8 protein-coding genes are annotated in these 12,265 nt (G+C 47.5%); all 8 read left to right on the top strand.

The annotated features are described in order from the left end of the window. The first annotated feature begins 35 nt into the window (after positions 1-35). Positions 36-497 (top strand): hypothetical protein, encoded by a 462-nt coding sequence (locus CAG68_RS09860; RefSeq protein WP_109170137.1) that lies wholly within the window; start codon positions 36-38, stop codon positions 495-497. Then, on the top strand, positions 497-1,756 hold the full coding sequence (locus CAG68_RS09855; RefSeq protein ID WP_161441068.1) for a hypothetical protein: 1,260 nt from the start codon (positions 497-499) through the stop codon (positions 1,754-1,756). Before CAG68_RS09860 ends, CAG68_RS09855 begins: the two co-directional genes overlap by 1 nt. Positions 1,757-1,829: 73 nt before the next feature. Continuing rightward, the gene (locus CAG68_RS09850; protein WP_109170136.1) at positions 1,830-2,948 is read left to right on the top strand and encodes a hypothetical protein; all 1,119 of its coding nucleotides are present in this window, start codon (positions 1,830-1,832) and stop codon (positions 2,946-2,948) included. 94 nt (positions 2,949-3,042) lie between these two features. Next, entirely contained in the window at positions 3,043-5,667 is a 2,625-nt protein-coding gene (locus tag CAG68_RS09845; protein WP_161441067.1) for a hypothetical protein, read from the top strand. A gap of 399 nt (positions 5,668-6,066) precedes the next feature. After that, complete coding sequence (locus tag CAG68_RS09840) at positions 6,067-6,390, top strand: hypothetical protein (protein WP_074190812.1); 324 nt, start codon at positions 6,067-6,069, stop codon at positions 6,388-6,390. Next, positions 6,387-6,800 (top strand): hypothetical protein, encoded by a 414-nt coding sequence (locus CAG68_RS09835; RefSeq protein ID WP_053307343.1) that lies wholly within the window; start codon positions 6,387-6,389, stop codon positions 6,798-6,800. The genes CAG68_RS09840 and CAG68_RS09835 overlap by 4 nt, the downstream gene beginning before the upstream one ends. Next, positions 6,793-7,419 carry a hypothetical protein gene (locus CAG68_RS09830; protein ID WP_161441066.1) on the top strand — a complete coding sequence of 209 codons (627 nt, stop codon included), beginning with the start codon at positions 6,793-6,795 and terminating at the stop codon, positions 7,417-7,419. The genes CAG68_RS09835 and CAG68_RS09830 overlap by 8 nt, the downstream gene beginning before the upstream one ends. Further along, the gene (locus tag CAG68_RS09825; RefSeq protein WP_161441065.1) at positions 7,416-12,209 is read left to right on the top strand and encodes a hypothetical protein; all 4,794 of its coding nucleotides are present in this window, start codon (positions 7,416-7,418) and stop codon (positions 12,207-12,209) included. Before CAG68_RS09830 ends, CAG68_RS09825 begins: the two co-directional genes overlap by 4 nt. Positions 12,210-12,265 lie beyond the last annotated feature (56 nt).

Genomic DNA, 12,265 nt, shown 5'->3' with positions numbered 1-12,265 from the left:
CATTAAAGCGCCACGACTTATACGAGGTCGTAAAGGTGCTTACACAAAAAGTAGTCCTATCGCAGTGTGAACTGCTTAACCGTTATTACGACGAACGCGCCTTGTCGTCGTTGCCTACCAATGGTACTGAGCCTTATTTCCAATTTGGCGATCTTGAATGGGGTTTTGACCTTATCCAAGAAATTGAGGGCAAGCCTAGCTGCATGCCTATCCCACTGGATAAGACAACCGTTGAAAACGTGTTTTACCGCTCTAAGGCGAACTACGCCTATGTGAACGGCAATATCGTGATAACGGCAAACTTGCCAGCGGGTACGCTAGCAGAAGATGAACAATACCAGTTCTCTTGCGTGGGCGTGAAAGATGCGAGCGGCGGCCTAATTCTAGTAGCTGTCACTCAACCAGTTTGGATCTACTCTGACCGTGGTCTATCGATAGAAATCGTGATTAACACGGCTCGCACGGATAGCGCTCAAGTGGCGCAGGTTGGTGCCTAATGAGTCGCCCAAACTTCGAAGAAACGATCATCATTCCACCACTGCTAACGGACTGGCAAGCGCTACCGTTTATCACCGATACACAGTACCTAGAACCACTGGCTAGTAACAGTCTAAACCGCAAATTCTACGGCATCGTTCGCGCTGGTATTTTCCGTGGGTTTGAATGTGCTCCGGCTGGTGGAATGAAACTGCGTGTGAGCAGTGGTGAACAATTTGGCGTGGCATTGGTTGAGCGTGACGACTACATCCTAACCGTTCGCCAGCAACACGATATTGATGTGGAAATTCCGGTTGGGGCGACTTCTTATGTGGTGCTTGAGGCGTTCTATAAGTTCGGCGTAAAGACAAAGCAAGTCGATTTAGCGTCAGAGATTGAAGCATCACAAGTTAAGGTGCTTCCGCAGGAGGCGGTAGAAGAACATCATTTGATTTTGTGTCGTGCTACCGTGCCAGATGGCGTTAGCCAACTCAAAAGTGAACACCTTAATTTTGATGATCGTGAACAAGGCGGTTATGACCTACAAGGCCACGTTTCACATCCCGACCCACATAAGCAATATGCGATGCGCGCCGAAGCCGATGCGCACTACGCTGACCGTGAAAACCCGCACCACGTAACCAAGGCGCAAGTTGGCCTTGGCTTGGTAAACAACTGGGACGCAACCAGTGAGATAAACGTAGATAACGATCAGCTGTATGCTACAGCGAGAGCAATCAAGCTAGTCCACGGTAAAGCCGTTGCCGCCTACAACAAATCGGTTGAGCATTGGCCATACATTGCGTCTGGTGGTGAAACAAAAATCGCATTGCCTTACGAGGTGCCAGAAGTAGATTCATTGTCTATCCAAGGTATCGTGCAAACCAAAGATAGTGCTTGGCAGTTTCTAAAAGACACTAACGAAGTTGAAGTAGCCGAACCACTTGAAACGGGTGATGAAGTGGTGATTACTCTTGGTGTTCCATCATTAAGCTCAAGCTCCATCATTGCAGAGCTTCAAGAGCACATCGATAACCTTGAATCTATCATCAACAGCGGCGCTACTGGCTCGCCTATGGAAGTATTCCATAGCCACTTCCCTAATACCTCGAACACATTCGCTATCCCGCCAGCATTTGCAGAGCGCGCGATTAAGCTTGTGTTCCTACAAGGTGTACAGCAATCAAAAGATATTGCTTACACCATTGTGCCGGACACTGGTGTTATCCAGTTTGTTGACGAAATTGCAGCAGGAACGGAGATCACCTTGGTCGGCTAATCAGTTTCTACATTCCCCCAAAACCTATTCCCCATAAATGCCCTTTTTACTAACAACGAAAATTGGATCTTTTATGGCTACACAAAACAAATTAACTCGCATTAACCGTCTCGTTTCTGATCTTTCAGCTCAAGACGTTGGTGCATTACCAGCGGGTGCTCGCGCAACAGACTCATCAAAACTTGAGGGCAAAACCAAGGCACAAGTTGTCAGTGAAGCGCGTTCGAACCTTGTCCCAACTTCTCGCACTATCAATAACAAACCACTAACGGGCGATGTGACTCTGACTCACTCAGATGTGGGCGCAGCACCAGCAAGCCACACTCACGACTACATCCCTAATAACAAGAAAGGCGTTGCAGAGGGCGTGGCTACGCTAGATAGCACAGGTAAGATCCCACAAGGCCAATTGCCAGCTATCGCAATCAAAGAAACGTTCCCTGTTAAATCAGAAGCGGAAATGCTTGCTCTTACAGCGCAAGAGGGTGATATGGCAATCCGTTCGGATCTGCGTAAATCATTCGTTCTTATGCGCCAACCAGCAAGCACACTAGCGAACTGGCAAGAGCTGTTAACGCCAACAGATGCGGTTTCATCTGTTAACGGCCAGCGCGGTAACGTAGTGCTTGAAGCTACAGACGTAGGTGCTGAACCAGCGTTTAGCAAAAATACAGCATTTAACAAAAACTTCGGCACTAGCGCTGGCACGGTTATGCAGGGTAATGACTCTCGTGTTGTTAATGCAGTGCCAAAGACTCGTACCATCAACGGTCACGCGCTAAGCGCAAACGTCGAGCTCACAGCTGAAGACGTGGGCGCGCTAGACGCTGACGCAACTGCCGTTAACGCAGCAAAGCTTGAGAACACCACTAAATCACAAATCATTTCACAAGCACGTAGCGGTCTAGCTGCTAGCGGCGCGTCATACACCAAAGCGGAATCTGACGGTAAATATGCAACCAAAGATAGTCTAGGCGCTTCCATCAAAGACGCGATCCGAACGGTGGATATTACTGTCGAAGCTGCATCAACTACGGTCACTCTGCCAGCGGGTACAGTATCAGCAATCCTTGTTCTAAGTGTGTGCGGCGTAATGCAGAACGCAGGTGTATGGAGTCTATCTGGTAACACAATCACGTTCGGTGAACAGCTACAAGCTGGCGACATCGTGACGGTTATTGGCTTCAAGTAAACATGACCTTTCCTTTCCTACTTCCCCATTAACGATGTGCTCCGGCGCTTTGTCGGAGTTGCTGGTCAATGAATTGAGAAAGGCATATTTCTGAATGGCATTAAAAAAATTGACTCAAGTTGGTGGTAGTCCAGCTCGAAAATTGCGTGAAGAAATCACGACAAAAGTGGATGAGCACGCTAGCAATAAAACGAACCCGCACGGAGTCACAAAGGCACAAGTAGGCTTAAGCAACGTACCAAACTATCCAGCCACCAGCTCGGTATCAGACACGTCCAACAGTAAACTGGCGACCGCTGGTGCTGTTAAACAGGCATACGACAAAGGCGTTGATGGTTTAAATCGCGGTAACGCAGCTTATGACCGCGCAGAGCAAGCAGAGACAAACGCGAACAAGCACACCGACGAACGTATCAGCACTTTGATTGGTGGTGCGCCAGCAGAAGCGCTAGACACAATCAAAGAGCTAGGTGATGCGTTAATGGATCAAGAAGATGCGGTAGCGGCCATTACAACCAATATCGCTCAACACAAATCCGACACATCAAACCCACACAAGGTGACAAAAGCTCAAGTTGGCTTATCCAACGTGCCTAACTACGCATTCACAGCGGCGATTAATGATACCAGTGATGTGAAATTTGCGGCAGCAGGTGCCGTTAAGAAAGCGTATGACCTTGCGGCATCGAAAATGACACAAGCGCAAGCCGATGGCCGCTACCTAAAACAGTCTGGTGGTACACTGACTGGTGGCCTAACCATTGATGAGGGTAGTTCCAATGTCTCTCAATTGCATTTAGGTCATGCAGATAAGCGCTTTCATATTGAAACGAAAACCGATGGCACCTTTGAGATTGTAGAGAGTGGTATTTCCAGTCGATTAAAGATCCGCAAAGGTGGCCAATCAACACTATACGGCTCAATGAACGCAACAGAGTCGGTTTCTTCTAACCGTAGTGTTGAAGTGCAAGGTACGCGCTCAGGGAATAGCGTTCCCGCGAGCGAGCAAGTTAAGCTGGATGGCTATGGAGTGATTGGTAATCGCCGTGCTGTTTACTTTACTAACGGCTCTAATTCATCTGATGCTTATGTTCAAATAGGGGTTGGTGGCGCTCACAATGGAGGGGATGCTAAGTTAGACCTGACTCGCTCCAAACTTCATTCCACCGTCCCTATCGAAGTTCAAGGACAAAAAGTTGTCACAGAGGCATTCAACCGCACAGAGGTTGTGCGCACCTCTTTAGGTAGTGACAACTCTTGGTGTTTGGTTGCCAATGTAACGATGCCTCAATCAAGCTCTACTGCGGTTATTGAGTTCTTTGGTGGTGCTGGCTTTAACGTCAATCTGCATTATCAATCATCACGACATCAAATGATTCTGCGAGCCAGTAATAACAACCCTAAAGGCCTAAATGGCCAAGTGATCACAGACCATCCTAGCGGCTTGCCATTTAGTGAGTTTGGCTGGGTGAATACATCGGGTGACAATTACGCAATCTATGTGAAAACACGTAGTGCCTACAGCACGAACATCCTAATTCGATACATGTGTAGTCACACAATTACTCCTTACGTTAGCAACAAAGGTGCGACTGAGCCATCGGGTATTGTTAAAGGGCGAATGGTCACTAGCTATACGTCTTACAATAAAGACTTAGGGGCAATTAACTCTATTGACGGAAAGGGTTTAGAACTTGATTACTCTACAAAGAAAACTTGGATTGGTTCTCGTAATTCTTCTTGGTGCCACATCCAAACGGAGGCAACGAGTGGTTTCTATTTCTACAATCCCATCGTAGCTTCTTCGGGTCTAAATATAAATTTGAACCAAACCTTGGATTTTGGTGGTAAGACAGGAGTTAGAGCTACAGATGGTTCTTGGCTTCGCATCAATGACTTAGGAACATTTGGTTCTGGTGTCTTTTTCGGTAGCTCATTGGTTCGTACTGATGGACAGTTTACTTCTGGTTCTTGGCATTCCAAAGCAAAGGCAGCTCGTGTAGCTCCTAACTTCTATGATGGTACTTGGGGTGGTAACGGTTATGCTGCTTACAGTGTTAATGTGCCAGACAGTGTAGGTGCTCATTGGGCTTTTGCCTCTTACTACGATGGAACTAACATTCGTGCTGGTATTCAGATTCTTACTAACTCTGATGGTCGGATTAGATTATACACTAACCGTAGAAGCAAGTATGTCGAGGTATATAGTGGCAACGTATATGCGGGTGCGCCTCAAAGCTCGGCGGGTCACTCATTAGCGCGCAAGGATTACGTAGACTCTAAAGTTGCTTCTTTGAACCGTAGCGGTGAGTCTGTTGTTGGTAGCGGAGGACAGTTAAGGGCGGGAAATATCACAATTGGCTCAACCACATGGGAATACAAGGATTGGATAGGCCATTATCTCGATCCGTTTGATTTGGTTGCATACAATACTCCGGTGTCAGGGTTTGATATTCGTGTTGCAGGTTATTACGACATTCAATGGACTCCGATACGACGACGCAATGCCGTGAATGACTCGCTTGTTTACTCAGCCATTACTAAGAACGGCGTTATCATTTCAGAGTCAGAGAGCTTGTCTAACGACTATTGTGCATCCACGATCACTTGTCGATGGGTTGGGAAGCTAAATCGCGGCGATTTAATTCAGTTCCTAGACAGGGGCGCGTCGACGGCGGTTAAGGGTTCGCATTTCTCTATCCGCTACATCAAGCCATAACCATCAATCTAAGGGACACGATGCTGTCCCTTTTTTGCAAAGTTTTCGCATGCGAGAACTTTAAAACATGTCATTCCCTAATGTTTTCGCATGCGAAAACATTGGCGCATATTGATGCGAAAGCCAATATTTATATAATCTGCCTTGTCAAACATCGATTCGACTCGACTATCCTCGTTGTAAGTTTTGTTTGCGTTGCCGCGCAACAAAACGCTTGAATTTGCCTCTCGCCCACCTTTTGGGCGAGAGGCTTCTTTTTTATATAGACTCTTGAAATCTAACTTTTTTCTGCAAACTAGCCCTATTTAATACCTATTCAAAAGTAAGTAACGCCCGTCTATTGAGCAAAAGCCATCATTCCGAATACACTCACTAGGTAACATATAAAAGGGGGATTTAATGCCAGTGTCAGTTGTTGGTGAGAGCTTTGCGATTAGCGTACTGGCTCTATCTGTCCTCAGTGGTGTTGGGTCATATCTCCAAGGCATACGCGAGCAACGTTTGGCTGGTGGATTCCTTGATTTTTTAACCGAGCTAACGCTGGCGTTGGTGGTCGGTTTGATAGTCGCTTACTTGTGTGAAAGCGAGGGTGTGGAGGCTGGTTACACCAGCGCGCTTGTCCTCATTGCGTCGAACAACGGAGCAGACTCGATCAACTTTATCCGCAAGCTGACTAGCCAAACGTTAGCGAGATTTTTTAATACCGGAGGGCAAAGCAAATGATGGAATTTGCAGTGATTGGCCTAGCCATTGCTGACCGATTTTTGCTTAAACGAAACGCAGTAAGAATACTGCATGCAAACCAGATGGACGATCCCGATGTGATTCGATTCGTTCTTGGTTATCAATCTCAGCGAGCCATAACGAGTGGGACTTTAACCTATTCGTTGCGCAGTAAAAAACGACCAAAAGCAGTCATTACTCGCACACGTAAGCTCGACTTTTCACACGCCGGAAATAACAGCGAATACCTGACGTTCGATCGCAAGTTACTCGAACTCGAAGCAGGGGAAAAGCTGCATGGCGAGTGGATTCTGGACGTTAAGATTGAGCGCTCCTGTTCCCTCATTAATCCGCTATACAAAATCTTTCCTACCTGTACGACATATTCAGAGGAATTTGAAATTGCGTAACAACAGTAAGTTTGCACTAGACCAGTCACATAACTATATGGTGGTCGATTTTGACAACGTGACCGAACGCGGCCTTAAGAGTCTGATCACTGCGTTAAAACAAGCTGGTGCGACTGTTACAGACGTAGAAGCCTCGAACAAGAGAACGAGACGAGACGGCGAGACAGTTAAACGCGCCAAGTTATTCTTTGATAATGGCCAGTCAATGACGCTGTTTATTGGTGATGAGGGTGATATTTTCCAAATGACACTCAACAGCACTAAACAGCCTATCCCTAGCGTGAAAAACGAGCGCGAGCTTGCGCGTGAAATGGTTCGCCTCATGAAGCGCAACCAAAGCAAGTTTGACAAGCAAGTTGCACGTAAAGCGGCTAAAGCCGTTAAAGACACCTCAGACATTCAACCAGCTACACGTTCTATTGCTAAGCGACTTGAAGAAGCCAAAGCGGCTGAACAGATCGCTCAATCCAATTACACCAATGCCCTAGCCGCTCGGGACAGCGTTCGCACCAAGTTGGAAGAAGAACAACGCCGCATAACAGATCTCGAAACTGCATTAGAGCAAGAGAAGCAAGAAACCAAAGAACTTGAAGCACAATTAGAGGCTGCAAAGTCATGATGTTTACCAGTCAAAATCAAATCAAGATTGTGGATCGCATCGACCATCTGGCCAAGAAGCTCACGCCGGAGCAGATTGAAGCGGTGCTGCAAGGTAAAAACGCCGATCAAATCCTAGAGGCATTGTCACTTGAGGATTTGGAGAACACCTACTTGTATCAGTGCAAGCCTGTGCCACAAATGATGTTAGAGGCGTTCAAATCGAAAGCCTCAAGGCTTCAATTTCGTGCTCAGCAATTCGGTAAGCACTTGGAACGTAAAACCCCTACTCTATCGGTAGAGGCCGTAGAAGTAGGCAAACCGCGCAAGTCTGGTGCGGTTGCTGTCCAAATGGTGAAAATCCCATTTTCGGATGGCCAGAGCATTTCTATTGCGTTCCATGCGCCGGATAACGATCCGCTAAAAATCAATCCAGACGACACGCTAATTGCGTTCCGCTTCCTAATGAACTCACGCGATATTACTCACGTAGTCGCGCCAAAGGGCAACATGGATTTGTCCCTTAAGGAAGTGACCAACAAGCTGGCGCAATTGCTTGAAAACAACAGCGAGAAGTTTGTAGCCGCTAAGGCGAAGAAAGACGCTGACAAGAAAGCATTGGAAGAAGCGCAACAAAAGGCACAAGAGCTCGATGAGCAAGCCGCTCAACTAGGTGAAGAAGCTACCGACTTGGAACAAAAGCTCGGTGAACTGGCCAAGAAAGAGAAGCGCTTAGAATCTCAGATCGCTACGCAAAACGAAATCCAAGAAGAACTACGCAAACAGCTTGCTGCTATCAAGCCAGCAGCAAATACAGCAACGAAAAATGTAAACGCTGGTGGTAGTTCGTCTCAAGTGATCGAGCAATGGGACGCTTCATGGACTAAGCAAGAGAAGCGCGACTTCATCATTAACCGTGCTTTCAATGGCGATCTCGATGCCTTTGTTAAGCAGCTAAGCCAAGAGTTTAAAGACTCATTAGAGTTTGCAGGTGCAGCAAATCAAAACGTTCCTAGCACTTATTCAGAGTCGTACATCAATGATGTGATTTATGACCTCGATAAAGGTGCTATGACGGTATCAGAGCTTGCCGAGGCTAAAGAATACATCCGTGATTCAATTGAAAACGATTTTCCTCAGTTGTCAGACGAAGAACGGGAACGAAAAGCAAATATCGAGCGCAAAGAATGGCTATTGGCTCTTATTGGTCGCAAGACCATTGCTAAGGGCTGGAAGATGGATAAAGGCGAAGATAGTGAGCCGTTTGTCTACTTCGAATCGCCTGACGCGAACGACGATGATAGCTTTGGCCAGTACATGATCCACGCGCGCGATAACCAAACCTTGGCTGTCACTTACGGCGAGGGTTCACCGCTTGCTGGTGGCGACGATCTACAAGGTTGGGAAGCTGCTAAATCACTTATTCTGGCTGACTACGATCGCGAATCTAAGTTGCTTCAAGATACCGATGACAGCAATGAAGAACCACAACCAATTGAGAACGACGAGCCAAACGCGAACGACCAAGACAAAGACGAAACCACGGATAACCTATTCTGGTATGGCCTACGTCTACGCCCTTATGGCTTGGGTACAACGCCGCCACAACATCAAGTGGTTAAGTACCTCGATCCAGAATCGGTTAAAGAGCAATTCGCTGACGCTGGTAATGGCATTCGCCACGGTGCGATCGCTTATGACCAAAAACTGCCACCAGAGCTAGTAAGCAACTTTGACCTAGAGCCGCTATTTGGCATGGTTGAGGGCGACCTAGAGGAAGCGGAGCGCATCGCAGCCGAAGCGCTAGACCAATGGGTTGAGGACAAAGGCGTTGATGAAATTCCTCAGTCTACGCTCGATACCCTAAAACAAGTGGGCTTCAAAGCAGCGTTCGCTAAGCAGCTACGCCAGCAACCGGAAATGAAGAACCGCAAGGAAAATCCAAAAGCGTACAAGCTATGGAGCGCATCGATTGACCTTGTGACACCGGAAATGATTCAAGAGATTGCCGAAGACCTAATGCTGGTTCAAAGCGATGCTGAATTGCAACGCCAAGCAGAACACACGCAAGGCCGCATGCGCTTCCAAGAAACTGCCCTATCCAAACTTAAGGATATGCAGTCAGTGAGCCCAAGCGATCGCAAGCGTCTAGTTATGCTGGCTGACCTAACGCTAGGCACTGGTAAAACGCTAAAACGTGGCGAGAAAGTGGATGACCAAGCTAAGCGCATTTCAGAGCAAGCGCACCTAGTGGAATCACTACAAGGTGAAACCCTAGCGTCATTGGAAGCGCAGTTTAAGAACCGCAAAGAGATCACTGATTTCCTAACGGCTCATCGCATCCCATTTAACCGCCGTGCGAAACGTGCTGACCTACTGCAAGCTATCTTGAACTACCGTGACGGATTCTTTAGCGCAACGGCGAAAATGTTCGACCTACGCGCGCTACGTGGCGACCTATACGAGAAGTTTGAGAACGGCGAAGCGTTGGCGCTGGATGACGTAGAAAAAGCGTTTAGCGCGACTACGGTTTACCATGAGGGTGACGTAGCTTACACCAAGGCAAAAGGTGAAACCGTCATTCCAGCAATGGCAGGCCAAGGCGAGGACTACCAAAAAGTTGAGCGCTTCATTAAGGCGATCGATGACGGTAGCTACCCTGACCTATCCGAACTAAGTTCAGATGAGCTCTTTGCTCAGCACTACGCAATGGCGAGTGTTACCAACCAAGACATCCTGGCAATTCATGGTTTTAGATACTTGGATAACGATGAGCAGATCGACAACGAACAGATGGCGCGCGCTATCCATAACTCGGTCATGCCATTGTGGTACACAAAAGCTATCGAAGCGGAATACGAAAGCCGTGGCTTCCCTAGCCTTGCTGCATTGCCTGACTTGAACCACAAAGGCCAATTCAAGGCGACACGCGAGAAGCGCTACGCACCAGTAGGCACTATTGGCCAAGCTGACTTTAGCGTTATCGATACGTACACAGGCAAGGTGCTAGAAACTGGCCTAGAGGGCGCAGCAGCACAGCAAAAAGCGACTCAACTAAACGACCAAGCAGTGAAAGAAAGCACTATTGCAATCTTTAACATGCTTAAGGACGGCAAAACGCTTGAGCAAATTGCAGAGACTGAATACAACGCACCACTTGAGCCTGTCAGTCCGGCTATGTTCACCACAATCAACGGCTTTGAATCATTGTATTCAACGCTGGCCATTAACGGCTCAGGTTCGCTTCACTCGCGCCCAACACTACGCGAGAACGCCGACAAGCTACTGGCCAAGGTGGACGATGACGGCAAGATTAACGGCATTGCGCTAACCGAAGAACAAGAGAACCAAATGGAAAACACATTTGGCTACAGTTTCTTCTCTGCAAAATCGAGCAAGGGTAAAGAGCTACGCTTTGTCGCTAACACCAATTCTCGCAGCTACCTAACGGTTGACGGTGCTAACAAACTGCTTGAACTATTGGGTGCTAAGAACGCCGTAGAATCTGACACAGCAGATGAAGTGAATAAGGGCACGTCCGAAGAAGAAAAACAACTTCTCGCGCTAGACCCAACTCAATATTCATTTGGCTCAATCTACGAGAAAGAGGGCATTCGAGATACGGGTGAAATCGCTAAGCGAATCCGCGCCTTTATCGCTCAACTTAAGAAAGCTGGCAAGATCAGTAATGACGTTAAAATCTCAGTACGCAAGCCTCGCTACGGCACACTAGACCTAACGCTGACTGACTTGCCAAGAAACGTCATGCTCTACAATCCAGCTTACCTACAGTTCGAGATTGATAACCCTAACTCGCCAGCGCCACATGGTATGAGCCGTTATACCGAAGCAGTAGATCAGCTGATCGAGTTCGTTAACGCTTATGTAGGCCAATACGACTACAACAACAGCGACACGATGACCGATTACCACGATCGCAATTTCTTTGGTGGCCGCCTAACCGTGGACTTTGATTTTGGTAAAGAGCGCAAAGTGGTAGAGCTCGCGTCTCTAACTGAAATGCACCAGCAAGGCGAACAGGCAGAGGATGACGTATTAGACGTTACCTCATTCCGTGAAAGCCTAGATGAAGAAGAAGCGAAAGCACTTGAGCAGCTAGAAGCCTTTACCAACCTAGAGCTAAAACTTGGTAAGCAGGAAGTGACTTTCCCAACAGGCCGAGTGAAGTCGATTAATGCGAAAGATGAGGACGGACTCACTTACAGCCTAGACGTTCTATTCAACATTCTAGCGACCGACTTAAGCGAAAAAGCGAAAGTTCAACTTGAGACGATTAAGGACTGGCAATCTGCGGATACCTACTACAACGAAAAAGGCGCATTGGTACAACCAAGTGTTGCGGCAGGTATCCACTCAGTAAATGGCTCAGTGCCAGCGAGCGTGTACGCTCCGCTAATCGCCCGTTCATGGTTAAATGAAAGCCACGCTGACATTTATCCGATCGCTAAAGATGGCGAGTACAAGTTCGCGCTATACCAAGGCAACAACTTGATCGGTGAATTTGACGATACAGCGGAAATGGAAGCGCTATTAGTGAAAGCGTTCAATCTAAGTAGTGAGGCGCCTCAATCAGAAACAGAGGGCAATAACGAAGAAATGGAACATGTAGAGAAACTAAAGGAAATCCGAGATTTCACTGGTGAACCTACGCCGGAATTGGTTGATGAGTTCCAAACCGCACTAGAACAGGCTTACGCCCACTTCGAAGCTAACGACCAAATAGCAGAGAACGAAGCGTTGATGGATGCCGCTCTAAGCAACATCACAAGCATGATCCAAGCGCAAATTTAATCACAACCAAGGCCGCCACTTCGGCGGCCTAAACCGGAGACAATCAAGTGTTAAGC

The sequence above is a fragment of the Vibrio sp. V42_P2S4T144 genome, from assembly GCF_009904715.1.
In the GTDB taxonomy this organism is placed as follows: Bacteria; Pseudomonadota; Gammaproteobacteria; order Enterobacterales; family Vibrionaceae; genus Vibrio; species Vibrio alginolyticus.
The sequence above is the reverse complement of the archived record's forward strand: the minus strand, read 5'-3'. Positions and strand labels throughout refer to the sequence as shown.

Bases quoted from the DNA above. Each gene is read 5' to 3' on its own strand.
- CAG68_RS09855 (WP_161441068.1), top strand. From the start codon at position 497: ATGAGTCGCCCAAACTTCGAAGAAACGATCATCATTCCACCACTGCTA.
- CAG68_RS09850 (WP_109170136.1), top strand. From the start codon at position 1,830: ATGGCTACACAAAACAAATTAACTCGCATTAACCGTCTCGTTTCTGAT.
- CAG68_RS09845 (WP_161441067.1), top strand. From the start codon at position 3,043: ATGGCATTAAAAAAATTGACTCAAGTTGGTGGTAGTCCAGCTCGAAAA.
- CAG68_RS09835 (WP_053307343.1), top strand. From the start codon at position 6,387: ATGATGGAATTTGCAGTGATTGGCCTAGCCATTGCTGACCGATTTTTG.
- CAG68_RS09825 (WP_161441065.1), top strand. From the start codon at position 7,416: ATGATGTTTACCAGTCAAAATCAAATCAAGATTGTGGATCGCATCGAC.
- CAG68_RS09840 (WP_074190812.1), top strand. From the start codon at position 6,067: ATGCCAGTGTCAGTTGTTGGTGAGAGCTTTGCGATTAGCGTACTGGCT.